The organism is Salana multivorans (genome assembly GCF_003751805.1).
Taxonomy (GTDB): Bacteria; Actinomycetota; Actinomycetes; order Actinomycetales; family Beutenbergiaceae; genus Salana; species Salana multivorans.
Genome location: NZ_RKHQ01000001.1, coordinates 1,953,495 through 1,979,033, shown reverse-complemented (window position 1 = coordinate 1,979,033; position 25,539 = coordinate 1,953,495). Strand labels below are relative to the sequence as shown.

Annotated in this window: 21 protein-coding genes; 2 read left to right on the top strand and 19 right to left on the bottom strand. The window is 75.2% G+C overall.

The genetic code is table 11. From position 1 onward, the window contains the following. Nucleotides 1–5: 5 nt before the first annotated feature. A complete protein-coding gene (locus EDD28_RS08480) occupies nt 6–395 on the bottom strand; it encodes a sterol carrier family protein (protein WP_123739208.1) in 390 nt (129 codons plus the stop codon). A 77-nt stretch (nt 396–472) separates the two neighbouring features. Then, nucleotides 473–1,525 (bottom strand): ribosome small subunit-dependent GTPase A, encoded by a 1,053-nt coding sequence (rsgA, locus tag EDD28_RS08475; protein WP_123739207.1) that lies wholly within the window; start codon nt 1,523–1,525, stop codon nt 473–475. 245 nt (nt 1,526–1,770) lie between these two features. Between rsgA and EDD28_RS08470 the strand changes: the two genes are divergently transcribed. Next, the gene (locus EDD28_RS08470; protein ID WP_123739206.1) at nt 1,771–2,175 is read left to right on the top strand and encodes a hypothetical protein; all 405 of its coding nucleotides are present in this window, start codon (nt 1,771–1,773) and stop codon (nt 2,173–2,175) included. Here EDD28_RS08470 and EDD28_RS08465 read toward each other — a convergent pair. The 17 genes from EDD28_RS08465 to EDD28_RS08385 all read right to left on the bottom strand — a co-directional run bounded on the left by EDD28_RS08465 (nt 2,172) and on the right by EDD28_RS08385 (nt 23,867). Next, nucleotides 2,172–3,608, bottom strand: coding sequence for an NAD-dependent malic enzyme (locus tag EDD28_RS08465; protein WP_123739205.1), 1,437 nt, complete (start codon nt 3,606–3,608; stop codon nt 2,172–2,174). The two genes, EDD28_RS08470 and EDD28_RS08465, sit on opposite strands and share 4 nt — an antisense overlap. A gap of 18 nt (nt 3,609–3,626) precedes the next feature. After that, the gene (locus tag EDD28_RS08460) at nt 3,627–4,727 is read right to left on the bottom strand and encodes an FHA domain-containing protein (RefSeq protein WP_123739204.1); all 1,101 of its coding nucleotides are present in this window, start codon (nt 4,725–4,727) and stop codon (nt 3,627–3,629) included. Between the two features lie 2 nt (nt 4,728–4,729). Beyond that, entirely contained in the window at nt 4,730–6,016 is a 1,287-nt protein-coding gene (locus EDD28_RS08455) for a VWA domain-containing protein (protein WP_123739203.1), read from the bottom strand. Next, nucleotides 5,997–7,751, bottom strand: coding sequence for a protein phosphatase 2C domain-containing protein (locus EDD28_RS08450; RefSeq protein WP_123739202.1), 1,755 nt, complete (start codon nt 7,749–7,751; stop codon nt 5,997–5,999). Before EDD28_RS08450 ends, EDD28_RS08455 begins: the two co-directional genes overlap by 20 nt. After that, complete coding sequence (locus EDD28_RS08445) at nt 7,748–10,069, bottom strand: serine/threonine-protein kinase (protein ID WP_123739201.1); 2,322 nt, start codon at nt 10,067–10,069, stop codon at nt 7,748–7,750. The genes EDD28_RS08450 and EDD28_RS08445 overlap by 4 nt, the downstream gene beginning before the upstream one ends. Continuing rightward, the gene (locus EDD28_RS08440; protein ID WP_245967973.1) at nt 10,066–11,313 is read right to left on the bottom strand and encodes a hypothetical protein; all 1,248 of its coding nucleotides are present in this window, start codon (nt 11,311–11,313) and stop codon (nt 10,066–10,068) included. The genes EDD28_RS08445 and EDD28_RS08440 overlap by 4 nt, the downstream gene beginning before the upstream one ends. Then, nucleotides 11,310–12,314, bottom strand: coding sequence for a glutamate ABC transporter substrate-binding protein (locus tag EDD28_RS08435; RefSeq protein WP_245967972.1), 1,005 nt, complete (start codon nt 12,312–12,314; stop codon nt 11,310–11,312). Before EDD28_RS08435 ends, EDD28_RS08440 begins: the two co-directional genes overlap by 4 nt. Next, nucleotides 12,311–13,630, bottom strand: coding sequence for a hypothetical protein (locus tag EDD28_RS08430; protein ID WP_123739200.1), 1,320 nt, complete (start codon nt 13,628–13,630; stop codon nt 12,311–12,313). Before EDD28_RS08430 ends, EDD28_RS08435 begins: the two co-directional genes overlap by 4 nt. Further along, nucleotides 13,627–15,546: an AAA family ATPase gene (locus EDD28_RS08425; protein WP_211339143.1), complete on the bottom strand. Its 1,920-nt coding sequence runs from the start codon at nt 15,544–15,546 to the stop codon at nt 13,627–13,629. Before EDD28_RS08425 ends, EDD28_RS08430 begins: the two co-directional genes overlap by 4 nt. Next, nucleotides 15,543–16,037 carry a hypothetical protein gene (locus tag EDD28_RS08420; protein ID WP_123739199.1) on the bottom strand — a complete coding sequence of 165 codons (495 nt, stop codon included), beginning with the start codon at nt 16,035–16,037 and terminating at the stop codon, nt 15,543–15,545. Before EDD28_RS08420 ends, EDD28_RS08425 begins: the two co-directional genes overlap by 4 nt. A 34-nt stretch (nt 16,038–16,071) precedes the next feature. Further along, on the bottom strand, nt 16,072–17,373 hold the full coding sequence (locus tag EDD28_RS08415) for a toxic anion resistance protein (protein WP_123739198.1): 1,302 nt from the start codon (nt 17,371–17,373) through the stop codon (nt 16,072–16,074). 319 nt (nt 17,374–17,692) lie between these two features. Beyond that, nucleotides 17,693–18,640 (bottom strand): siderophore-interacting protein, encoded by a 948-nt coding sequence (locus EDD28_RS08410; protein WP_211339142.1) that lies wholly within the window; start codon nt 18,638–18,640, stop codon nt 17,693–17,695. Beyond that, nucleotides 18,637–19,503 (bottom strand): ABC transporter ATP-binding protein, encoded by an 867-nt coding sequence (locus EDD28_RS08405; RefSeq protein ID WP_123739197.1) that lies wholly within the window; start codon nt 19,501–19,503, stop codon nt 18,637–18,639. The genes EDD28_RS08410 and EDD28_RS08405 overlap by 4 nt, the downstream gene beginning before the upstream one ends. Further along, nucleotides 19,500–20,525, bottom strand: a complete 1,026-nt coding sequence (locus EDD28_RS08400) for a FecCD family ABC transporter permease (protein ID WP_123739196.1) — start codon at nt 20,523–20,525, stop codon at nt 19,500–19,502. The genes EDD28_RS08405 and EDD28_RS08400 overlap by 4 nt, the downstream gene beginning before the upstream one ends. Next, the gene (locus EDD28_RS08395; RefSeq protein WP_123739195.1) at nt 20,522–21,565 is read right to left on the bottom strand and encodes a FecCD family ABC transporter permease; all 1,044 of its coding nucleotides are present in this window, start codon (nt 21,563–21,565) and stop codon (nt 20,522–20,524) included. Before EDD28_RS08395 ends, EDD28_RS08400 begins: the two co-directional genes overlap by 4 nt. A gap of 7 nt (nt 21,566–21,572) precedes the next feature. Next, nucleotides 21,573–22,646 (bottom strand): ABC transporter substrate-binding protein, encoded by a 1,074-nt coding sequence (locus EDD28_RS08390; RefSeq protein WP_123739194.1) that lies wholly within the window; start codon nt 22,644–22,646, stop codon nt 21,573–21,575. 381 nt (nt 22,647–23,027) lie between these two features. After that, on the bottom strand, nt 23,028–23,867 hold the full coding sequence (locus EDD28_RS08385) for a helix-turn-helix domain-containing protein (RefSeq protein WP_123739193.1): 840 nt from the start codon (nt 23,865–23,867) through the stop codon (nt 23,028–23,030). Between the two features lie 144 nt (nt 23,868–24,011). Here EDD28_RS08385 and EDD28_RS08380 point away from each other — a divergent pair, with 144 nt between their 5' ends. Continuing rightward, complete coding sequence (locus EDD28_RS08380) at nt 24,012–25,508, top strand: MFS transporter (protein WP_245967971.1); 1,497 nt, start codon at nt 24,012–24,014, stop codon at nt 25,506–25,508. The last annotated feature ends 31 nt before the right edge of the window (nt 25,509–25,539 follow it).

Here is a 25,539-nt window from a genome sequence, read left to right as displayed (position 1 = left end):
CTCCCTCAGCGCGGACGCGGCACCCGGAGGAAGGGCAGCGCGTCGGACAGGTCGGCGCGGATGCCCGAGGCCTGGACGCCGCCGTCGTCGATGGGGTTCCCGACGACCTCGGCCCACGCCGTGCGGCCGGTCGCGAGCGCGAGGAAGGTGTGCGGGCGGCACTCGATGACGTTGGGCGGCGTGCCGCGGGTGTGCCGGGGGCCGCCGAACGCCTGGACCGCGCCCGCGGGCGGGACGCGCACCTCGACGCTGTGGCCGGGGTGGAGCGCCTCGAGCTCCTCCAGGGCGTACCGGGTCGCGGTAAGCAGCACCGTCCGCGGGGTCGCGACGCCGAGCTCCGCCCAGGCGGCGAGGGCGGCGTCGCCGTCGGCGGGGTCGATGCGTCGTCGTGCCACCCGGTCATTCTGCCCCGGCCCCGACGACCCGGCGCAACGCAGGTGGCCCGGCGCAGGCGGGGCGACCGAGGGCGACGTCAGGGTCGGCCGCCCCGGCCCGTCACGCGGTGGTAGGTGCGGATGTCCCGCTCACGCTGACGGACCGATCGGCGGAAGTCGAGCTGCGCCGCCCGGTCCCCGGCCCGGCGCGCCTGGTGCGCGACCTCGCGCTGCTGCGTGCGCCAGGACGCGAGCCGGCGCTCGTCGAGCCGGCCGTCCTCGATCGCCGCGGCGATGGCGCACCCCGGCTCGCCCGCGTGCGCGCAGTCGCCGAACCGGCACTGTGCCGCGAGCTCGGCGACCTCGGGGAACGTCTCGTCGACGGCGTCGGCGTCCGCCACGAGCCCCACCGCGCGCAGGCCCGGCGTGTCGATCAGCCAGCACTCCCCCGCCGGCACCAGCTCGCGGTGCGTCGTCGTGTGCCGACCCCGGCCGTCGCTCTCGCGTCGCTGTCCGGTCGCCATGACGTCGCCGCCGGCCAGCGCGTTGACGAGCGTCGACTTGCCCGCGCCCGACGGCCCGACGACGACCAGCGTCGTCCCGGGCTCCAGCACGGCGCGCACGGCGTCGAGCCCCTCCCCCGTCGCCGCGGACACGGCGTGCGCGCCGACCCCGGGCGCGACCCGCGCGACGTCGTCGAGCCACTGCGGCGCGTCCGTCACCAGGTCGGCCTTGGTCAGCACGACCACGGGTGTGGCGCCCGAGCGCCACGCGAGCGTGACGAGACGCTCGATGCGGCCCAGCTTCGGCTCCGGGTCGAGGTGCTCGACGACGAGGACGACGTCGACGTTGGCCGCGAGGACCTGGGTGCCGGCGGTCCGGTCGACCGAGTCGCGCACGAGCTCGCTGCGCCGAGGGGCGAGGAGGAACCGGTCGGGGTCGGCGTCGGTCGGGGCGGGGACGACGGCGTCGCCGACCGCGGGCGCGACCGGCTCGCCGACGACCGCGTCGAGCACCCCGCCCGGGCGCAGCCGGACGACCGGCCCGGCAGCCGGGCCGGTCCGCGGCGCGCCCGTCTCGGGATCGGCGGCGACGAGCCGGACGCAGGTCCGGTCGACGCGGGCGACCCGCCAGGCAGGAGAGGAGGTCATGCCCCGAGACTCGGCCATCGAGGAGCGTCGAGTCCACGGAAATACCGGCCTCGCCACGATCGGCGCGTGCTCTCGGCACCGCCGCGGTCGCCGGGCCGACGCTCGTTCGCCGGCCTTCTCGCGGTGCTCGGCCTGGTCGCGACCGCCTGCTCCGTCAGGACGACGAGCACGGGGGCTCCCGCCACACGCTCGACGACACGATCGCCGGCCTCGCGGCCGACGGCTCGCGCGTCCTCGTCGTCCAGGTGGTCGACCGACGCAACGACGAGGTCGTCACCGAGCCCGACGGAACCGAGACGTCGCAGACGACGACGTCCGACGTGACCGTCCTCGAGGTGCTCGCACCGGCGTCGCTCGGCACGACGATCGAGGCACCCGAGGCCGTCGCCATCGCGCAGCCGGAGCCGGGCGAGCTGATCCAGGTGGTGCAGATGGGCTGGATCGAGATGGCGGAGGCACCGGCGCCGCTGCTCGCGTCGGGTGAGACCTACCTGGTGTTCCTGAGCGCGCCGAGCGACCGGCACGGCGCGTGGTGGGTCACCGGCGCGAACGCCGGCATCTTCCGGCCGGACGGCGACGTGTTCGTCCAGGTCGCCGAGGACACCGGCGACTCCTTCCGCGCCACGATCACGCGCGAGGACCTTCGCTAGCGCGCGCCCGGGCCGTCGGCGCCGACCGCCGGCGCACCGGCCTCCCGCTCCAGCCGCTCGGCGACCTCGCGGACGGCGCGGGCGACGACCTCGTGCACGTCGGGGTGGAAGACGCTCGGGATGACGTAGGTCGCGTTGAGCTCCTCGGGCGTCACGACGGCCGCGAGCGCGCGCGACGCCGCGAGCAGCATCTCGTCGGTGACGCGGCTGGAGTGCGCGTCGAGCAGCCCGCGGAACACCCCGGGGAACGCGAGCACGTTGTTGCACTGGTTCGCGAAGTCCGACCGCCCGGACGCCACGACGGCGGCGTGCTGGGCCGCCAGGGCCGGGTCGATCTCGGGGGTCGGGTTGGCCATGGCGAACACGATCGGGTCGGGCGCCATGCGCTGGATGTCCTCGACGGTGAGGATGTCGGGGGCCGAGACGCCGATGAAGACGTCGGCGCCGACGATCGCGTCCGAGAGCGTCCCGCGCAGCCCGCGGCGGTTGGTGCTGCGCGCGATCCAGTCGAGCGAGGGGTGCAGGCCCGGGCGGCCCTCGTAGATGACGCCCTCGACGTCGACGACCGTCACGTGCTCGACGCCGGCCGCCAGCATCATCCGCAGGACCGCCGACCCGGCGGCGCCCGCACCGGACAGGACGACGCGGACGTCGGCCATCCGCTTGCCGACGACCGTGAGCGCGTTGGTCAGGGCGGCCGTGGCGACGATCCCGGTGCCGTGCTGGTCGTCGTGGAACACGGGGATGTCGAGCTCCTCGCGCAGCCGCGCCTCGATCTCGTAGCACCGCGGCGCCGAGATGTCCTCGAGGTTGATCCCGGCGAACACCGGCGCGACCGCCTTGACCACGCGGATGATCTCCTCGGTGTCCTGCGTGTCGAGGCAGAGCGGGAACGCGTCGATGTCGGCGAACCGCTTGAACAGTGCGGCCTTGCCCTCCATCACGGGGAGCGCGCCGTACGGGCCGATGTTGCCGAGCCCGAGGACGGCCGAGCCGTCCGAGACGACCGCGACCGTGTTGCGCTTGATCGTGAGCCGCCGCGCGTCCTCGGGGTGCTCGGCCACCTGCTTGCTGACGCGGGCGACGCCGGGGGTGTAGACGAGCGAGAGGTCGTCCCGGTGCCGGATCGGCACCCGCGACTCGATCGTCAGCTTTCCGCCGAGGTGCGCGAGGAACACGCGGTCGGACACCCGGCGGATGACGACGCCGTCGACCGTGCGGAGCACCTCGACGATCCGCTCCGCGTCGACCTCGCCGCCCGTGGCGATCGTGAGGTCGATCTGGAGCACGTCGGACTCCGACGCTGAGACGTCGACGGCGGTGACGAGCCCGCCCTGGTCCTCGACGGCGGTGGTGAGGGTCGAGACGGCGCTCGGGCGCGGCGGCAGCTCGAGCCGGACGGTGATCGAGTAGCTGACGCTGGGCGTGCTCACCGGCCTACCCTCCCACCGTCAGGCCTCGCCGGGGAAGGCCTCACGCACGACGAGCCGCGTCCAGCCACCCAGGTAGACGCGCGTGCCCTCCTCGAGCTCGACCCGCTCGCCGACCTGGATCGGCGTCGTCGGGATCGGGCTGCCGACCGGGCTCACGTACGTCCCGTTGGCCGAGCCGAGGTCCTCGATCCACCAGCGCAGCCCGTCCGTCGAGAGCTGCGCGTGCCGCCGGGAGACCCCGGCGTCCGTCCCGCAGTCGACGTCCGGCTCGATGCCCCGCGAGCGCGAGGGCCGGCCGACCAGGACGCTCGTGCGCCGCAGCGGCACCACGACGGGCGCGGCGGCCGACGGCATCGCGTCCTCGGGCCGCTGCTCCGCGTACCAGTCCGGGTCGACCCAGACCTCCGCGACCCACGTCCGGGCGGGCTCGGCGGTGCGCGCGGCGAGCGCGCCCGCGACGGCCGCCGACGAGGCGCCGCCGTCCCCGGCACCCGGCTCCGCGGCCTCCGCTGCGCCCTCAGGCTCGGCGCCCTCGGCGTTCTCCGTGCCCTCGGGGTCGGCGCCCGCACCCTCGGCGGCCTCGGACTCGGCCTCGCCCTCGGCGTTCTCCGCTCCCTCAGGCTCCGCGCCCTCGGACTCGGCGGCCGCCTGCGCGGCGTCGTCGCCAGTGTCGAACCCATCGCCCTCGGCGGCCGGCTCGGCCGTCGCCTCCTGCTCCGGCTCCCCGTCCCCGGCCTCGGCCTCGGCAGCCTCGGCCGATCCCTCGGCGGTTCCGGGCTCGGCCTCCGCACCGGCCCCCGCACCACCGGCCGGGTTCGCCGCCGCCCCCTCGGGCGCGACGAGCGGTGCGGCCGCCGTCCCCGTCGTGAAGTCGTACCCGCAGTTCTCGCAGAACAGCGCACCGGGCGCGGCCGGCGTGCCGCACGTCGGGCACTCGACGGAGACCGGCTCGGCGGCGGCGCCGTTCAGCCCGCTCAGGTCGAGCGCGCCCCCGGTGCCGTAGCCGACGGCGCCGGCCCCCGACGCGCCCGAGCCACCGGCCGCGGCGCCGATGGGCTCGCCGCAGGTGTCGCAGTAGTCGTCGGCCTGGGAGAGGTGTCCCTGTGGACAGGTCGCCATGGTCACTTCCTCACTCGCGTCGTCTTGGTGGATGCGGTGTCCAGCGCCATCTCGTCGAGACGGGAGGTGTCGGTCCGCAGCCGGACGGTGCCGCGCTCGGCGTCGTCGATCTCGACGACGCGCCGCAGGCGGGCCGTCGCCTCGTCGTTCCCGGTCTCCTGGGCGAGCTGCGCGGCGCGACCGAGCTTGATCGTCGCGGTCCGCTCGTCACCGGCCGCCTTGGCGGCGAGGCCCTCCTGGATCGCCGTGGCGAGCTCCGTCTGCCCCGTGTAGTGCGCGACGGCCGGGCTGATCCGCGCCGTGAGCGACGGGTCGTTCGACCACATGGCCTTGACCAGGCCGGAGGTCTGCGCCTGCCCGCCCGCGACGATCTGCACCCGGGCCACGAGCTGCTCCGAGCCGAGCGGGCGGGACGGGACGCGGATCGCGACGTGGTACTCGCGCTCCTCGTCGCCCCAGGCCCCGGTCGGGTAGTCGCCGGTGAGCGGGTTGACGACGGTGCGCCGGTTCGTCAGGTCCTCGATCGTCGGGGCGACCTGGCGCACGAACAGGAGCTGCGCGCCCTGCGGCGTCCACACCCGCAGCGCCGCGTCGGCGATCCCGCGCGCCATGGACGAGCGGATGAGCTGCTCGAAGTCGGCCGCGATGCCGGACGGGTCGGCGATGAGGCCGACGGAGCCGAGCATGGCCGTCGCGATCTCGCGGACCTCGCTCACGACCCACCGGTCGCCGACCCCACGGGCGTCGCACTGGAAGCTGCCCTGGACGGCGCGGATCGCGCGCTGGAGGTTGCCCTCCGGCTCGGACTCGTTCTTGCCGTCCGTCAGGAGGATCGCGTGCTTGCGGATGCCCGGCGGCAGCGTCGCGAACGTCTGGTTGGCGAGCATGAGCCACGAGCTCATCGCGGTCCCGCCCGACGCCTGGACGCGGGAGATCGCCCGCTTGGCCTCGTCCCGCGCCCGCGGCTCCATCCGGACCATCGCGACCGGCGCGTTCGGGTACGGGAACACGCGCTCGGCCACGTGCGACCCGGCGATGATCGCGAAGTAGGTCCCGTCGACGATCTGGTCGACCGCGACGCTGGCCGCGTGCTTGGCCGCCTCGAGGTTGCGACCGGTCATCGAGCCGGAGTTGTCGAAGATGATGATCTCGGCGGCCTCGCCGACGGGCACGCCGCCGGCCGCACCCGCACCGGCCCCGGTCGCCCGGACCTGCACGATGGCGTGCACGTCGGTGGCGCCCTCGGGCAGGTACTCGTTCGAGAAGACCTCAGCGCTGAACGTCGCCATCGGTGTCCTTTCCGTCTGGGTCGGTGGTGGTCACGGGGTCAGCCGTCGGAGCAGGGTTCCGCGGCGACGCCGGCTCGGCCGAACCGGCCGGCTCGGCCGAACCGGCCGGTTCGGTCGAACCAGCCGGTTCGACCGGCCGCGCGGGCTCGGCCACCGCGCCGGACGCCGGGGCCGACGTGGTCGGTGCGGTCGATGTCGCCGGTTCTAGGCTATCGACTCGCGCGAGCGCCACCGAGATGTTGTCCCGGCCGCCCTGGGCGCGCGCCCAGTCGACGAGCCCGAGGGCGATCGCCTCGAGCCCGGCGCCCCGCTCCTCGCGCGTGCGCGCCACCAGCTCGGCCAGCTCGGCCGCGTCGGAGCAGTAGTTCCACAGCCCGTCACTGCACACGAGCAGGAGTCCGGCGCCCTCGGGGTGGATCCAGGCCACCTCGGGTCCGTCGCCGGGGGCGTCGTGGCCGATCCAGCGGGTGATGGCGTGCGCGTTGGGCGCCGCCATCGCCTCGGCCTCGCTCATCCCCTCGGCGATCATCTCGGCCGCCCACGAGTGGTCGACGGTGAGCGGCTTCGGCGCGCCGTCGTCGGGCAACCAGTAGGCGCGCGAGTCGCCGACCCAGCCGGTCACGATCGTGCCGGGCTCGGCGGCGCACGCGACGAACGTGCAGCTCGGGGCGTCGTCGGCCGGGAGGTCGGGCGGCGTCGTGGCGAGCACGGCCTGGACCGCGGCCGCGTGGGCCGCCTGGACCGCTGCCGCGAGCAGGCCGCGACGCGGGGCGCGCGGGTCGCCGTCGACGATCGTGCGCCACATCGCGCCCGACGCCGCCTGCGCGGCCGCGAGGCTCGCGACGTCCGAGTGCGGCGCGGTCGTCACGCCGTCGCACACGACGACGACGCCCGTGCCGGCCGGCGCTGCGCCCCCGCCGGAGGCGACGGCGAGCGAGAGGGCGTCCTCGTTGCGCCGGTGGACGAGCCCGAGGTCGCTGACGCCCGCGAGCCAGGCGGCCGGCCGCTCACCGAACCGGTCGCGGCTCGAGACCTCGCGCTCGCCGCACTCGAGGCAGTAGCCGTCGGGGGCGATCGTGCCCTGGCAGTACGAGCAGACCCGGATCGCCGGGGCGACGGCCGGGACGCTCCGCGTCGTGGCGTAGGCCGACGCGGCGAAGCCGGAGCTCAGCGGCGTGCCGTAGGGCTCCGGGCTGCCGAAGTCGTCGGACGGGAGCGCGGTGTCCTCGTCGGCCGCGGGGTCGCCGTCGCCGTCACCGGCCGGGTCGGTGCCGGTCTCGGCGGTGTCGCCGGACGCGGGGGCCGCGGGGTCGTCGAGCTGGCCGACGGGGGGCGCGGGAACCGACAGCGTCGGCTCGTCGTCGGCCGCCGTCGGGTCGGACGCGGACGCGGCGTGGGCGCCGGGCCGCGACGATCCGCCGCCGGCGCCCGTCAGGGCGGCGCCGCACTCCTCGCAGTAGACCGCCGAGCGCAGCGCCGTCACGCCGCACGTCGGGCACGCGACCGGCACGTCGGGCTCCGTCTCCCCGGTCGACGACGCCTCGGCCGACGTCTCCTCGACGTCCAGTCCGTCGGCCGACGGGCCTGTCGGCTCCGCCTCGACCGGCGCCGCGGGACCGGGCTCCGTCAGCTCGCTCGGCTCCATCTGCTCCGTCCCCTCCTGGGCCCCGACCGGGTCGACGGACCCGGTCGGCGTCGGCTCGGCGGCCGGGCCGGCCGTCGTGTCGTGTGTCATGTGAGTGTCCTCGGTCGAACGGCATTGGCGCGGTCGACGAGGTCGATCCGCTCATCGGCGGTCTCCGCGAGTCGCGCCCGCTCGCGGTAGGCCTTCTCCAGCGCGAGCCGGAGCGGACCCTCCTTGATCTCCACCCCCGCGAGCCGGACGCCGGTCGACACCGACGCCCCGCCGCCGGAGAGCCGCAGCGCCGCCTCGTACGCCGCGATCTCCAGCTCGGCCCGCAGCGTCGGCGAGAGCGGGACGCCGTCGATGCTGCCGAGCGCGTCCTGGAGGTGGTCGTAGTCCCGGGCCGTGCTGACGAGCACCCCGGCCCGGCGGGCCCGCGCGACGGGGTAGGAGCCGCGCGTGCGCGGGACCATGTCGAGCGCCGCGAGCGTGCCGGCGACGTCGCGCCGCCTCGCCCGGATCCGGGCCAGGCCGAACGCCGACGCGGCCGTGTACGTCGCGTCGGTCCCCCCGCACACGAGGTAGAGCTGCTCGGCGACGTCGAGCTCGTCGCTCTGCTCGCACGCGACGGCGAGCGCCAGCTTCGGCGCGAGCTCGCCCGGGACCTGGCCGTAGACCGCGTTCAGCGACGCGCGCGCCCGGACCGGGTCGCCGGCCGCGAGCTCGTGCAGGCCCTGCAGCCACAGCGCGCGCCACTCCCACGGGTCCTCGGTGAGCAGCGCGGCCGCCCCGGCCTCGGCCTGGTTCGCCAGCCCCGCCTCGACGGCGGCGTAGACGCGCGCGAGCTTGACCTCGCGGGTCACCTGCGTCGCGCCGGCGAGCGCCTGGACGCGGCCGACCGGGTCGGTGATCCCCGCGAGCCACGCGGCCATCGGGTCGCTCGGGTCGACGCGCAGGCGCGGCAGCTCGTCCCAGCGCAGCGGGACGTCGGGGGCGTCGTTCGTCGGGTTCTCGAAGTACGGCGAGATGGTGGACGGGAGCGGCCGCGTCGTCGTCGGCTTCGCCGCGACCTCCTCGCGCAGGACGCCGAGCATCTGCGTGCGCAGCTCGTCGACGCTCGCGAACCGGTCCGACGGGTCGGGCGCGCAGGCCTTGAGCAGCAGCCGGTAGAACGAGTCGTGCTCGGCGAACAGCGGGGTGTCCGACACCGGCGGCAGCGACGCGACGTACGTCGTCGTGTTGCCCCGGAAGTCGAGCACGAGCGTCGCGAGCGTGCGGCCGATCGTGTAGATGTCGGAGGCGACGCTCGGTCCCTCCGTCGGCACCTCCGGCGCCTGGTAGCCGACCGTGCCGAAGATCGCCGAGGTCTCGTCGGTGATCCGGCGCACGCCGCCGAGGTCGATGAGCTTGAGCGAGTCGCCCTGCTGGATGACGTTGTCCGGCTTGAAGTCGCAGTAGAGCAGACCGCGCTCGTGCAGGTAGCCGAAGGCGGGCAGGATCTCGATGAGGTAGGCGAGCGCCTGGTCGACCGGCAGCGGGTCGATCCGCCCGCCCGCCCGCGCCTGGCGGTCCTTGAGGATCTCCTTGAGCGACTTCCCGCCGACGTACTCCATGACGGTGTACCCGGCGGCGTCCTCGCCGGTCCCGGACATGACGAAGTTGTAGATCTCGACGATGAGCGGGTGCTCGACCTCGGCGAGGAACTCGCGCTCGGCGATCGCCGCCTCGTAGGCGTCCTTGTCACCGGAGTTCAGCAGGCCCTTGAGCACGACGAACCGGCCGGAGACGTTGAGGTCGCGCGCCAGGTAGACCCAGCCCAGACCGCCGTGCGCGATCGCGCCGACCACCTCGTACTGACCGCCGAGCACGTCGCCGGGCGAGAGCGCCGGGTCGAAGTCGAACCGGGCGCCGCACTTGGGGCAGAAGCCCTTGGTGCGCCCGGGGACGCCGTCGCGCGAGCGCCCGACCGGCGAGCCGCAGCCCGGGCAGACCCGCTTGCCCTCGGCCACCTCGGGGTTGGGCAGGACGGCGTCGAGCGGGTTCTCGACGGGGGTCGGGGGGACCTCGGTGAGGCCGGCCCCGATCCGGTGGGCGCGCAGCCGCGTCGAGGTGGTGCCGGCCCGACGCGTGGCGCGCGAGCCGGTGCGGGCCGACCCGATCGCCGCGCTGGCCAGCCGCGAGGAGGACGTGCGGGTCGAGACCCGCGAGGAGGCCGGGCTCACGACGGCGCCGCCGAGCGCGGCCCCGGCCGCGTGCGCGCCACCGGCCGCCGCGCCCGGCAGCGGCAGGTTGGCGCCGGCCGCGGCCCCGGCCGCTCCCCCGGCGCCGGACGTGCCGGCCGGTGTCCCGCAGACGTTGCAGTAGCCGTCCTCGATCACGCCGGAGCACCCGGGCTGAGTGCACCTGGCGGCGGTGGGCGGGGCGGTCATCGGCGTCCTCCGGTCGTCGGCGTCCTGCGGTGGGGGAGCTCGTCGGCGAGCTGGTCGTAGAGGTCGACGAGGTCGACGGCGAGCGGAAGGTCGCACGGCGTCGCGGACACGGCGTCGTTCGCCTCCTCGCGGGCGGCGCGCACGGTCGGTGAGGCGTCGCGACCGTTGGCGGCCGCCCGGTTGGTCGCCTGGGTGAGCCGGTAGCGCAGCGAGGCCCGCGTGCGCAGCGGCACGGTGTAGGCGTCCTCGACCTGGTCCATGGCGCGAGCCACCTGCTCCAGCCGGGTGAGGTAGGCCGCGAGGTCCTCCTCGCCCTGCGGAACCTCACCGAGGCGCGAGACGTCCGGGACCGCGAGCAGCGGGGGCGCGGCGATCTCGGCGCGGCAGCGGGTCACCAGGTCGGCGAGCGTGACGCGTCGGGCGGCCAGCCGCGCGACCAGCGACGTCGCCCGCGCGTGGTCCCGCTCGGCCTCGTGCGCGCGGGCGGAGGCGACGATGGCGTCGCGCTCGGCGCGCATCGACGCGGTCTCGAGCTCGGCCAGCGGGCCGGTGACGTCCGCGCCCCGCGCCGCGTCGGCGCTCACCCGCGCCCACGCGGCGCGCAGGCGCTCGACCTCCTCCAGCACGGCGTCGTCCCGCGTGCTCGGCGTCTTGCGCGCGTTCGCCACGAGGTCCCCCGCCCGCACCAGGGCCGCGCGGATCGCGCGCAGGCGGGCCATGAGGTCGGCGTGGTCGGCGTCGAACGCGAGGCGCGTGCGGAGCTGGCGGATGAGCGCGTCGGCCAGCGTCGTCGCCTCGGCGAGGGAGACCTGGCTCGTCGCCGCCGTCGGGTCGCCCGGGACCTGGGCGCCGTCGAGGCGGCCCCAGATGACGCGGGACATCCGCTCGCGGGTCATCGAGTCGGCGCGGCCGGAGTCCCACAGCGCGCGCAGCTCCTCGGCCTTGCCGCGGACCGTCTCCCACATCGACATCGCGAGCACGACGTCGTTCGTGATCGCCGCGGCCTTGGCCGGGTCGGTCGTCGCGCCGGACGCCTTCGCCGCCGCGCGGTCGAGCCGGTCGAGCTCCGCGCGCCGGTCGTTCAGCCAGCGGTCGAGCCCGGCCTGGTAGTCGAGCAGGTCGGCGGCGCCGATCGACTCACCGAGCCGTCCCGGCGGGACGGGGGCGGCGACGCCGGTCGTCCCAGGTGCCGGCGTCCCGGCGCTCGTCCCGGGCGCCTGGCCGGTGGCCCCCTCGACGGTCACGGGATCCTCCCGTACTCCGGGACCGGCGCGGCGACGTCCGGGCCGAGCGCCGGCGCGAGCCAGCGGTCGTAGGACGCCTGCCAGCGCCCGTCGGCCACGCGCTCGGCGAGCACCGCGTTGACGAACCGCGCGAGGTCGACCCGGTCGGACCCGACGCCGACGCCGTAGGGCTCGGAGCTGATCGCGTCGCCGACGACGCGGGTGTGCGGGTCCTGGGCAGCGAAGCCAGCGAGGATCGTGTCGTCACCCGTGATGGCGTCGACCCGGCCCTGCTGGAACAGCGCGAGGCAGGCCGAGTGGGTCGGCGCGGGAACGGCCTCGGCGCCGTAGTCGGCGAGCCGGTCGAGCGTCGTGGTGCCGGCCGGGGCGCACACGCGCTGCCCGTCGAGGTCCTCCAGCCGCGTGACGTCGGACGTGTCGGCGACGAGCAGCTTCTGCCCCGCCTCGAAGTAGCTGGCCGAGAAGCCGATCTGCTCCCAGCGCGCGCACGTCATGGTGAAGGCGCGGACCACGACGTCGACGTCGCCGGACTCGAGCACCCCGACCCGGTCGCCGGACGTGATGACGCGGTAGGTCACGTGGTCCGGGTCGCCGAAGATCGCGGTCGACAGGTCGCGCACCACGTCGATGTCGAACCCCTCGAGGTCGCCCGTGAACGGGTTGCGCGCGCCGAGCAGGAGCGTGTCGGCCGACACGCCGGCCACGATCGTGCCGCTCGCGCGGATCTCCTCGACGTCGGCGAGGGTCGACAGCTCGGAGCTCGTCCCGCCGGGCTCGTAGGACACGGTCGCGTCGTCGCACATGACGACGGGCGGCGTCGTCCCCGGCTCGGTCGTGGTCTCCACCGGCTCGGACGGGCTCTCCCGGCCGAGGTCGTCGAGGCCGGTCGGCCCGCCGCACGCGGCGAGCGCCAGCGAGGCCAGGGCGGCGACGGCGGTGAGCGCCGCCGCGAGCGGACGGGGGCCGCCGACGCGGCGACGGACTGGCTGCGTGCGTGTCACTGGTACTCCTGCAGTCGAGCGTTCAGGCCGCGCGCGGAGAGCCACGCGCACAGCACCCCGGCGACGGCGAGCAGCCAGGCGGCGATGACGCCGGCCGATCCCGCGGTGCGCAGCTGCGAGGTGGTCGAGGACGAGAGGTCCGCCAGGACGGTCCCGGCGTCGTCCGCGAAGGACTGGTAGAGCGCCGAGGGCGACTCGTCGTCCCGGCTCGTCGCGAGCGCGACGGCCGCGTCCCAGTCCCCGGCGTCGTCGAGCTCGCGGATCTGCGCGTGGCCGTCCACCCAGTCGGTGAGGGAGCCCCGCAGGCCGGAGAAGACGTACCCGCCGGGCGCGCTGCTCCCGCGGTCGAGGTGACTGCGCGCCGAGGCGATCGTGTCCTGGAAGGACGTCTCGAACGCGGCTCCGCTGCCCCGCCGGATCAGCGTGAACGCCTCGTCCGACCGAGCCTGCGCAGCGTCCGAGAGCGCCTGGCCGAGCGCTAGCGACTGCACGTAGGTCGAGCTGCGCACGCGGTCCGCCTGCGCGCCCGAGCCCTGCAGCGTCCCGACCGAGAAGATCCCCGCCAGCACGACCACGGCGGTCCCGACGACGAACGGCACGTTGAACCGGCGCCGGGTCACGCGGGAGAGCCACACCTGGATGGCGAGGAGCGCGCCGAGCGGGACGAGGAGCACGAGCGTGAGCCACACCATCCCGCGCGCCTCGTTGAAGTTGCCGGCAGCCGCGGTGGTCGTGGCGACGACGGCGTCGTCGACGACCGGGAGCACCTGCTCGCCCAGCAGCGTCGTCGCCTGGTCGAGGTACGCGGCACCGACCGGGAAGCCCTGGCGGTTCGCCGCGCGCGCCTGCTCGATCAGCCCGGCGTAGGTCGCGACCTCGGCCGACGTCCTCGCCAGGGCGCTGCCGTCGGCGACGTCGGCGTCACCCGTGCTGGCCGCCAGCGCCGTCGCCCCCGCCTGGAAGCTCTCGTCGGCCGCCAGGCGCAGGTCGGACGGCTCGAGCCCGCCGACGAGGAAGGCGTTCGTCGTGGTGGCGTTCGCCAGCGTCAGGTTCGTCTGGACCTCGAGCAGCGTGATCGCCTGCTCGGTCCGCGCCGCCGCACCGCCGAGGAGGGCCGCCTGGCGCAGGCCGAGCCAGAGCCCGAAGCCGCCGATGAGCAGCGAGCAGACGATGGACGCCGCGATCGCGAGGCGGAGCTTGTCAGGCGTTCGCCAGCGCCGCGCCGGGGCCGGCTGCTGCGGTCCCGGCTGCTGCGGTCCCGGCCGCTGTGGCTGCGGCCGCTGGCGCGCGGTCGGGAAGGCCGAGGTGGTCGTCATGACCCCTCCTCCTCGGTCGTCGGCGCGATGGCCGGGGTGTCGTCGGTCGCGTCCTCGGCGGCCGTCGCGTCCTCGGCCGCGACGGAGCCGGTCGGGGCGTCGGCGGCGACGTCGGTGGCCGCGTCGTCGTCGGTGGCCGCGTCGGCGGCGGTGGTCGCGTCGTCGTCAGCGTTCTCGGCGGACGAAGGATCCTCGGTGCCGAGGAAGCCGGTCCCGGCGAGCAGCTCGCGGTCGGCGGGCTCGGCCGCGAGGGCGTCGAGGACCGCGCGGGCGTCGCCGAACCGGGCGCCGAGCTCGTCGGCCTGCGCGCGGGCGTGGCGCTCGGCCGTCCCGGGCCCGGGGTCGACGAGGTCCTCCGGCAGCAGGAGGCGCAGGTCGTCCAGCGTCGGCTCCGGGACGTCCTTGAGCCGCCAGGCGTGCCGCGCGATCGCGTCGTCGAGCAGGTTGCGCACGAAGCGGGCGTTGCCGAACCCGGCGTGCCGCGGCTGTGCCGCCGTGATCTCGGCGACGCGCTCGAGCGCCTGCGGCGTCGGGTCGAAGTCCGCCCCCTTCGCCATGAGCGCGAAGATCTCGCGCAGCTCGACGTCGGTGTAGTCCTCGAACTGGATGGTCGTGGAGAACCGCGACTCCAGACCGGGGTTGGCCGCGATGAACTCGGCCATCGGCCCGGGGTAGCCGGCGACGATGACGACGAGGTCGGCGCGGTGGTCCTCCATGTCCTTGACGAGCGTGTTGACGGCCTCCTGGCCGTAGGAGTCGGGGCCGGTCCCCGTGGTCGACTGCGTCAGCGCGTACGCCTCGTCGATGAACAGCACACCGCCGACCGCCGACGCCACGACCTCCGACGTCTTCTGCGCGGTCTGGCCGAGGAAGCCCGCGACGAGCTCGGACCGGTCGACCTCGACGAGGTGCCCCTTGGAGAGCAGCCCGATCGCCTTGTAGAGCTGGGAGACGAGGCGGGCGACCGTCGTCTTGCCCGTGCCCGGGTTGCCGATGAAGACGAGGTGGCGGGTGAGCGTCGGCTTGGTCAGACCGGCCTCGGTGCGCAGCCGCTCGATCCGCAGCAGCTCGACCTGACGGCGGACCTCGGTCTTCGCCCGGTCGAGGCCGACGAGGTCGTCGAGCCGCTCGAACAGCTCCGCGACGGTCGGCTCGGGCTCCTGCGCCTCGGCCGCCTGCGCCGCCTCGGCGGCGGTCTCCTCCGCGGCCTGGCCGGCCTGGGCCGGCTGGCCGCCCGGCGTCGGCTGACCGGTCAGCGCCGGCTGGCCGGCTCCGGCGGGCAGCGCGCCGGCGCCCGGGGCACCTGGCGTCATGCCCTGGAGCGCCCGGAGGATGGACTCGACGTCGGGCACCGCCGTGAGCGGCGTGAGCCGCCCGGCGTCGGGCAGCTCGGGGAAGGCGGAGCTGGTTCGGCCGACCGGCGACGACACGAGGCCGTCGAGCCCCGGCGCGAGCACCGGCGCCGACGTCCCGGGCACGGCGGACGTCCCGGACGCCACCGGCGGCAGCCCGCGCTGGGCGGAGGCCGCCTCGAACGCCGCCGAGACCGTCTGCGGGCCACCGGCGCCGAGCGTGACCGCGGCGATCGCGACCCCTCCGAGGGCGTCGGCGTAGGCGTCCGCCGCCTCGGGCGAGCCGGCCGTCCGGAGCACCTGGAGCAGGTCGGTCGGGCCGCTGCGCCAGCGGCGCGCGGCCGAGGCGGCGGCGAAGAACGTCGCCGTCCCCTTGTTGCCCGTCTCCGCGAGCCAGGCGGCCGGGGCACCGGGGCTGGCCTCGGCGACGGCGGCCGCCAGGCCGGCCCCCTCGGCCCGGACGGCCGCGGCGTCGAGCCCGCCCGCGACACCCGAGCTCACGAGCTGCGCGAGCGCGGCGGCGAGCGAGGTGCCGGGGCCGGCCGGCGGGGTCGGTGAGGTCATTCGAGGCTTCCCTTCCCGAACTTCTCGGCGAGGAAGTCGCCGTGCGCGATCAGTGCGTCGGCGTCCTGGCGCGAGATGGCGTCGGAGATCCGGCCGAGCGTGGTGGTGAGCAGGTCGAGCTGGTCGCACAGGAGCATGAGCGACGTCTTGCCGTCGGCGACCACGCGCCGGTCGGCGAAGTCGCGCGGCAGGCGCAGGTAGGCGTCGACGGCCTCGGGCAGGTAGCTCGTGGCCGTCGCCACGACCGTGTGCGCCTCCAGGCTCGCCACCCCCATGCGGTCGAGCCGCGGGACCATCTCGGCCACCCGCGTCCCGATGCGGTGGACGCGCGCCGTCACGACGGCCGGCGCGCGTCCCGCGATCCGCTGCTCCACCGCCTCGACGGCGGCGAAGATCTCGGCCGACGTCGGCGGCGGGGGTGGCGGCGCGGACTCCGCGAAGCGCTCGGGCCGGCCCTGCCGGCGGCCGAGGATGGAGTCGAGCCAGCTCACCCGCGTGTCCTCCCGATGCTCAGGTGCGATGCGCTCAGGCGCGACCGAGGTCGAGCGAGCCGCCGGTCACCGCGAGGTTCTCCGGGCTCTCGGCGCGACGGGCCCGGTCGACGTACTCGGCCGCCTTGGTCGTCTCGGTCTGGAGCACCCCGATCGTCTTGGCCATCGAGTCGAGCGCCTGCGTCTTGAACGTGGCGATCGAGTCGAGCGTGGCGTAGATGTTCTCGAACGCGGCCTGGAGCTGCGGCAGCCCCACCGTGGCGGAGGCGGCCTGCTGCTGGATCTGCGCCGAGTTGTCGCGCAGCATCTTCGACGTCGTCTCGATGAGCGTCGAGGTCGTCTGGTTGAGCGCCGTGATCTGGTCGAGGACCAGCTTCTGGTTGCTCAGCGCCTGCGCGACGACGACGGCGGTGCGCAGCGCCGAGACCGTCGTCGTGGTGGCCCGGTCGACGCCCTTGATGAGCTCGATGTTGTTCTTGATGATGATGTCGATCGCGAGGTAGCCCTGGATCGACACCGCGAGCTGCGTCAGCAGGTCCTGGTGCTTCTGGCGGACGTAGAACAGCACGTCCTCCTTGAGCGCCTGCGCGCGCTCCGGGTCGCTGGCCTCGAGCTCGGCGACGGTCGCGGAGAGCTGCACGTCGAGACGCTCGGCGACGTAGATGTACTGGTTGAGCCGCGTCATGGTCTCCCACAGGTGACGCTTCTCGAGGTTGAGGGCCGCGTTGTCCTTGCGCAGGGAGTCCTGGCCGGAGTACAGCGCGCGGATGATCGCGTCGAGGTGCTTCTGGGTGCTCTCGTACTGGCGGAAGTAGTCCTCGATCGAGCTGCCGAACGGCAGGATGCCCAGCAGCTTGCGGCCGAAGCTCTTCTCGCCCGGGTCGAGCTCCTCGACCGCGCGACGCAGGTCGAGCAGACCCTTGGACACCTTGGAGCTCTCGGAGATGCCGCCCTCGCGGATCTCGCGCACGGGCGCGTCCAGCAGCCGGTTGGAGACCGTGGCGGCGGCGCGGATGTCGGCGTCGCCCATCGTGCGGACGTCGTCGGCCTTCGCGGCGAACTCGGGCGAGCGCGTGGTCGACGCTGCGAGCTGGTCGAGGTAGGCGGACACCTTCGCGTCGAGCGTCGGCATCACGGCCGGGTCCACGCGCGGGGCCATCGCCGGCGCGGCCGTCGCCGCGACCGGGGCGAGCGGCCCGGGGGCCTCCAGCACGAGGAGCCCGGAGTCGGCGGCCGGGGGCGCGAGCGCGGCCGGGGCTGCTGCGGCAGCTCCGGCGGTCGGCGCGCTCGTGGCGGGAGCTGGCGTCGTCGGGGTGGCGTCGGGCTCGGTGGTCATCGCGGTCCTTCGTCGGCTTGGCGGGGGCGGTCGAGCGCACCCGGCACGGTGGTGGCGCGCGATCGTCACACTACGCCAGCCGACCGACACCGCGGTCGACCTTGCAGCATAGTGGGCACAAGACCCACCCGTGGGACGACGCCCGAGCGCCCGGGGTCCGGGGCATCCCCGACCCCCAAGCCCCGACGCCTCCGTCCCCCTCCCCAGCTCCGATAGCGGGGTGACTTGGATCGTGAATCGCGACCGGAGTCACCCCAGTATCGGAGGCTGGTGGTTGGGGGGCTGGCTGGTGGAGTGAGGCAGGGGGCGGGCAGTCCGGTCAGTTCTCCGGCCGGCCGAGCTTCCAGTACCCCATGAACGCCACGCGCGACCGGTCGATGCCGAGGTCCCGCACGAGGTGACGGCGCAGACCCGTGATGACGCCGGCCTCCCCCGCCAGCCACGCGTAACCGCCGTCGGCCGGCCCGGACGGCACCTCCCACAGCAGCTCGGTGCCGGGGTTGAGCAGGCCGGGCTCCTCGGCCGGACCAGCGCCGGGCCGACCGTCCCCGACCGGCGCGAGGTGGTCCGCCGCCCACGCCCTGACGGCGGGGGTGAGCCGGGAGCCGACGACGCCGCCCGCGCCGCCGCCCGCGCCGCCGCCGGGGCCGTCCTCCCGCGCCAGCCAGTGCACATCGACGCCGGCGGGCCGGCGCACGGCGAGGGCGTCGGCGGCGGTCGGGACCTCGAGGAAGACGGCGCCCCGCGCGTCGGCCGGCAGGCTCTCCAGGATCCGGCAGGCCGCGGGCACCGCGGTCTCGTCGCCGGCGACGAGCAGCGTCGTCGCCGCGCCGGGGTGCCACTCGCTGCCGCCGACCGGGAGGCGGCTGCTGCCGTCCGGTCCGACGACGAGCAGGCGGTCGCCCACCTCGGCCCGGGCGATCCACCGCGAGGCAGGCCCGGTGTCGCCGTGCGCGACGACGTCGACGACGAGCCGCCCGGCCGCGACCCCCCGGATCGTGTAGGTGCGCATCGGGTTGCGCTCGGTCGCGTCGAGCCGGCGCCAGACGGAGTACCAGTCGGCGCCGTCCGGGAGGGTGCTCACGCGCGAGCCCGGCAGCGGGACGATGAGCTTGATCCGCTGGTCCGGCCCGCCGGGCGCGAGGTCGCGCAGCTCCTCGCCCGCGAACGTGACGCGGACGAAGCTCGGCGACAGCCGCTCCAGCGACTCGACGACGGCGGGGAACACGCGGGACGGCGCACCGGCCGTCGGGGTGGGGCGGGTCACGAGGGCTCCGGGGTGTCGGTGGGGTCGAGCTGGCCGCCGACGACCGCGTCCGGCGCGGCGTCGGCGAACGTGTGGTGGCGGCCGATCGGCAGCATGAGCGGCTTGCCGGAGACCGGGTCGGGGACGATCCGGCTCGCCATGCCGAACACGGCGCGCACCGTGTCGACCGTGAGCACGTCCTGCGGCGGGCCGGCCGCGTAGATGCGCCCGTCGGCGATCGCGACGAGGTGGTCCGCGTAGCGCGCGGCCAGGTTGAGGTCGTGCAGCACCATGACGATCGTGGTGCCGCGCGTGCGGTTGAGGTCGGTGAGCAGGTCCAGCACCTCGACCTGGTGGCAGACGTCGAGGAAGGTCGTCGGCTCGTCGAGGAGCAGCAGGTCGGTGCGCTGCGCGAGCGCCATCGCGATCCACACCCGCTGCCGCTGTCCGCCCGAGAGCTCGTCGACCGCGCGGTCGGCGAGCTCGACCGTGTCGGTGGCCTCGAGCGCGGCGGCGACGGCCTCGTCGTCCTCCCGCGACCAGCGCGAGAACAGGCCCTGGTGCGGGTGCCGGCCGCGACCGACGAGGTCGCCGACCGTGATGCCGTCCGGCGCGATGGGCGACTGCGGCAGGAGGCCGAGGACGCGCGCGAGCCGCTTGGCCGGCATCCGATGCACCAGCGCGCCGTCGAGCAGCACCTGCCCGGAGCTCGGCGTCAGGAGCCGGGACATCGCGCGTAGCAGCGTCGACTTCCCGCAGGCGTTCGCGCCGACGATCGCGGTGATCGCGCCTGGCGGGACGGCGAGGTCGAGCCCGTCGATGACGGTGCGCTCCCCGTAGCCGACGGCGAGCGCCTCGGCCGTGAGCGTGTGCGATGCGGTCACAGCGACCCTCCCGCGCGGTTGGTGCGGACGATGAGGTAGAGGAGGTAGGGCGCGCCGAGCACCCCGGTGACGACGCCGACCGGGAACCGGGTGCCGAACGCCCACTGGCCCAGCAGGTCCCCGACGACGACGAGCAGCGCCCCGACCAGCCCGGCCGGGACGAGCAGCGACCCGTGCGGACCGACGACCCTCGCGGCGATGGGTCCGGCCAGGAACGCGACGAACGCGATCGGGCCGGCGGCGGCCGTCCCGAAGGCGATGAGACCGACCGCGGCGACGATGAGCAGGACGCGGGTGCGCTCGACCCGCACGCCCAGCGCGGCCGCGGTGTCGTCGCCGAGGCGGAGCGCGTCGAGGTTGCGCGACTGCGACAGCAGCACCGGTCCGAGCACCACGAGCGCGACGACGACGATCCGCGCGTCGGCCCACGTCGTCCCGTTGAGGCTGCCGGACAGCCAGCGCATGGCGAGCTGCAGGTCCCACTCTCCCGCGCGGGAGAGCACGTAGGCCGTGAACGCGTCGAGCATGGCGGCCACGCCGATGCCGACGAGGATGAGCCGGGTGCCGAGCACCCCGCTGCGGAACGACAGGACGTAGACGAGCAGCGCGACGCCGAGCCCCGCGGCGATCGCGAACGCCGAGACCTGGGAGTCGGTCAGCCGCAGCACGATGATCGCGAAGGAGGCGGCGGCCCCGGCCCCCGAGGTGATGCCGATGATGTCGGGGCTGGCGAGCGGGTTGCGCAGCATCGTCTGGAAGGTCACGCCGCCGAGCCCGAAGCAGAACCCCACGACGACCGCGACGATCGCCCGGGGCAGCCGCAGTCGCCCGACCGTGAACGAGGCGCCCGCGACGTCCTCGCCGAGGACGACCCGGACGACCTGGTCGATCGGGTAGAACGTGTGGCCGATCATGAGCGAGACGACGAAGGCGGCCGCGATGACGACGGCGACGACCGCGACGATGACGCGGCGCCGGCGGCCTCGCTGGACGCGGTCGCGGGCGACGGCGACGGCCGTCACAGCTCACGCACCTTCTGCCGGCGGACCAGCCAGATGAAGAACGGGGCGCCGACGAAGGCCGTCACGATGCCGACGTCGAGCTCGCTCGGGCGCACGACGAGCCGACCGACGACGTCGGACAGGGTCAGCAGCGCCGCCCCGCCGAGCACCGAGAACGGCAGCAGCCAGCGGTGGTCGGGGCCGACCAGCAGGCGGCACACGTGCGGGACGACGAGGCCGACGAACCCGATCGGCCCGGCGACCGCGGTGGCGGCGCCGGCCAGCACGACCGCGCCGAGCGCGGCACCGAGCCGGGCGAGGACGACGTTCTCGCCGAGACCGGCGGCGAGCTCGTCGCCGAGCGCGAGGGAGTTGAGCGACCGTGCGGCGAGCAGGCTGATCGCCGTCCCCGCGACGAGGAAGGGCAGCACCTGGCCGATCGCGGCGAAGGAGGCGCCGCCGACCCCGCCGATCTGCCACGAGCGCAGGACGCCGGCGATGTCGTTGCGGCCCAGCACGACGGCGGTGATGAACGACGCCAGCGCGGCCGAGGTCGCCGCCCCCGCGAGCGCGAGCTTGAGCGGCGTCGCTCCCCCGCGACCGAGCGAGCCGACCGCGTAGACGACGACGGCCGTGACGCTCGCCCCGACGATCGCCGTCCAGATGTAGTCCGTGTACGTCCACAGGCCGAACCACGCGACGCCGATCGCGACCGCGAGCGCCGCCCCCGTGTTGACGCCGAGGATGCCCGGGTCGGCGAGCGGGTTGCGGGTGACGCCCTGCATGACGGCGCCCGACAGACCGAGCGCCGCGCCGACCAGCAGCGCCAGCACCGTGCGCGGGATCCGCTTGGTGACGGCCGCCTCGTCGAACGTGCCGGCGTTGCCCGCGAGCGCCGACGCGATCGGCCCCCAGTCGACGTCCCGCGCCCCCAGCGCGATCGAGGCCAGCGCGATCACGACGACGAGGGCGACCAGGCCGAGGAGCCAGAGCAGGCGCAGGCGTCTCGGGCGCAGCACGCGTGCTGCGCCCGAGACGGGTGGGTCGACGAGGGTGGTCACGGACCGGCTACGGCTGCGACTTCTCGGCGGCCGTCACGAGCTGCGAGACGTACCAGTCCAGGAGGTACGGGAGCTGCAGCGGCGTGGGGTTGGCCGCCGTCGCCTCCGCGGTCGAGCCGTCGAGCAGGACGACCGCGTCGTTCGCGATCGCGGGCATGAGGCCCAGCAGCGGGTCGGCCTTGAGGGAGTCGATCATCGCCTGGTCGCCGTAGGTGACGATGACGTCGACGTCGTCGAACACGTCGGCGTTCTCGGCGCTGATGGAGCCGGCGAACGGGTTCGTCGGGTCGGGCTCGAACGAGGCGATGCTCTCCGGGGTCTGCATCCCCAGGTCGGCGAAGTACGCGACGCGGGTGTCGGCCGGCGTGTAGAAGTTGACGACGCTGAGGTCGGAGACGTCGACGTGGGTGAGGAACATGACGGAGCTGTCCGCGAGCACCGGGTTGGCCGCCGCGGCGTCGGCGATCAGGCCGTCCAGCTCCTCGATGAGGTCGTCGCCCTCGGCGGCCATGCCCATCCCGGCCGAGTTGAGCCGGATCATGTCGCGCCACGACGTGGTCCACGGCGTCTCGGGGAACGCGACCGTCGGGGCGATCTCCGAGAGCGTGTCGTAGTCCTCCTGCGTGAGGCCGGAGTAGGCGGCGAGGATGACGTCGGGGTCGGTGTCGGCGACCGCCTCGAAGTCGATGCCGTCGCTCTCGTCGAACAGCACCGGCGTCTCGGCACCGAGCTCGTCGAGCGCGTCCTTGACCCAGGGGAGCAGGCCGTCGCCGTCCTCGTCGGCGAAGTTGGCCGCGGCCATGCCGACCGGCACGACGCCGAGCGAGAGCGGCACCTCGTGGTTCGCCCAGTTGACGGTGGCGACCCGCTCGGGCTTCTCGGTGAGGGTCGTGGTGCCGAACGCGTGGTCGATCTCGATCGGGTACTCGCCGTCGGCCGACGCGCCGGCGTCGCCGCTCGCGGTGGTCCCGGCGTCCGCCGGGGTCTCGGCCGACGAGCCGTCGTCGTTCGTCGAGGCGCAGGCCGTGAGGCCGAGCGCTGCGGCCGCGACGATCGCGGCCAGGGCGCGGGTGACGCGCATGGGTGTTCTCCATTCATCGCTGAGGGTGCAGCCTCGTGGCGCAGGCGGGTCGCCCGCGCGGGGCGGGACCCGGTCATCGGGCGAGGGCACGATGAACGTTAGGTGAGGCTTGCCTACCCAATGTAGGCAGTCCGAGCGCGGCTCGCAATCGCGTGAACACGACAGGGAACGCGCGGATCGGACACCCGCCGTGGGTCCGACACGGGATGCCCGGACGCGTGGCCGCCGACGGGCGAGCCGGCGACCGCGCGCGGCGGCAGGTCGCGACGGCCGGATCGCGGCAGGACGGCCGGAGCGCGACGGCGAGGCAGGCGGCGGCCGGGGCGCGGCAGCCGGGTCGCGACGGAGACCGGCGACCGCGTCCGCCGCGGCGGACCGGGGTCAGCCGGCGCCAGGCCCGACCGGCGCGCCCGCGCCGGGCCCGACCCGCGCGGCGCCCGCGCCGGCCGGACGCGGACGGAACGACGTCGGTGTCGCCCCCGTCACCCGGCGGAACGCGGCGCCGAAGGCGCTGACCGAGGCGTACCCGAGCTCGTCGGCGACGTCGGCGAGGTCCTCCCCGCGGGCGAGCAGGGCGATCGCGCGGTGCGTCCGCACCGCGGAGAGCCAGGCCGAGTACCCCTGGCCGGTCTCGGCGCGGAAGGCCCGGCTGAGCGTGCGCGTGCTGACCCCGAGCTCGCGCGCCCACACCTCGAGCGTCCGCGGGTCGCCGGGGTCGGCGCGCACGGCGTCGACGATCGGCCGCAGGAGCTGCGCGCTCGGCACGTGCACGATGAGCTCGCGGTCGGCCGGACGCAGGACGTCGAGCACCATCGCCTCGGTCACGCCGCGCGAGCCGTCCGACAACCCCTCCTCGCCCAGCCGCTGCAGCAGCAGCCGCAGCAGCGGCGTGATCGTGACCGCCACCGGCCCGTCCGAGATCGACGCGACCGCGCGCACGCCGAAGTGCGAGGTGCGGTACCAGGTCCCGGCCGGCGCCAGCCCCGTGTGCACGATGCCGGCCGGCACCCACAGGCCGAGCAGCGGCGTGATCGTCCACGTCCGCGGCCCGACCGTGACCGACGAGGCGCCGCGCTCGTTCCAGAGCAGCTCGTGGGTCGGGTGGGAGTGCTCGGACCAGCGGGTGTCGGTGTCGACCAGCTCGTCGAACCCCGCGATGACGAACGGAACCTCGACGGCGTCGGCGGCGAAGGTCGGGAGCTGACGGTGGTCGAGCGGCACGGGGACCTCGCGGAGCAGCGGGTGGGACGAGACGGACGGGACGGGGCGCGGCGCGCGGCCGGAGCCGGGCGACGCGCGGGCCGCGCGCTCGTGAGCCTAGCGCCGCCCCGGCTTGCCGTCGGTGCCCGGTGATAGGAATGAGCAGTGCCCGTTCCCGCCGATCCCGACTCCCCCCGCGACGCCACCGACGCGCGGCCACCGCGCGACGCCCGCTGGCCGGCGTTCGCCGTGTGCCTCGGCGCGGGCTTCATGACGCTGCTCGACGTCACGATCGTCAACGTCGCCCTGCCGTCGATCGAGCACTCGCTCGGCGCGGGACCGAACGAGCTGCAGTGGATCCTCGCCGGCTACACCCTCGCGTTCGGCCTCGCGCTCGTCCCCTCGGGCCGGCTCGGCGACGTCTTCGGTCGCCGCACGCTGTTCCTCGTCGGCCTCGCGGCGTTCGCGCTGACGTCGGCCGCCTGCGGGCTCGCCCTCACGGGCACCGCGCTCGCCGCGACCCGGTTCGCCCAGGGGCTCGCGGCCGGCGTGCTCAACCCGCAGATCATCGGCTTCATCCAGGACCTGTTCACGGGACCGGCCCGCGGACGCGCCTTCGGCTGGTTCGGCGCGACGGTCGGCGTCGCGACCGCGATCGGCCCGCTCGCCGGTGGCGCCCTGCTCGCGCTGTTCGGGACGCAGGAGGGCTGGCGCTCGGTGTTCCTCGTCAACGTCCCGATCGGGCTCGTCCTGTTCCCGTTCGCGTGGCGGCTGCTGCCGCGCAGCGCGCGGGACCGCGGCGGACGGGCGCGGCTCGACGTCGTCGGCTCGATCCTCCTCGCGGCCGGCGTCGTCGCGATCATGTGGCCGTTCGTGACGTCGGGCGGGGAGGGCGGCGGCTCGGCGTCCCCGGCCGCGACGCCCGCGTGGTGGACGATCGGCGTCGGCGTCGCGCTGCTGGTGACGCTGTGGTGGTGGGAGCGCCGCGTCGAGCGGACGGGCGGCCTGCCGCTCCTGCCGGCGGCCCTGCTGCGGATGCGGTCGTTCGCGTTCGGTGTCGCGGTCTCGACGCTGTACTTCCTCGCGTTCACCGGCGTCTGGCTGTCCTCGACGCTCTACCTGCAGACCGGGATGGGCCTGACGCCGCTCCAGGCGGGACTCGTGCTGACGCCGTTCTCGATCTCCGGTGCGATCGCCGCGTGGTTCGGCGGACGGCTCATCTCCCGGTTCGGCCGCCCGCTCGTCGTCGTGGGGATCGCGGTCTCGGCCGCCGCGCTGCTCGCCGTCATGCTCGTGGTCCGCGCGAGCACGGACCTGAGCGCCGTCTGGCTCGTCGCCGGCATCCTCACGGTCGCCGGGCTGGGCAACGGGCTGGTCATCTCGCCGAACCAGACGCTCACGCTCGCCCAGGTGCCGGTCGGCGACGCCGGGACGGCGGCCGGTGCGCTCCAGACGATGCAGCGCATCGGGGCCGCGGTCGGCGTCAGCGCGAACGCCGCGGCGTTCTTCGCCGTGCTCGGCGCTGACCCCGGCACCGCCGACTACGCGCGGGCCTTCTCGGTGTCGCTCACGATCGTCGTCGCGATCCTCGTCCTCGCGCTCGTCGTCGCGATCGCCGACTGGCGTCGCCGCGAGCACGCCGGCGTCGCGCACGCCGTCTGACCGGGCCGACCACCGGCCTACCGCCCTCGAC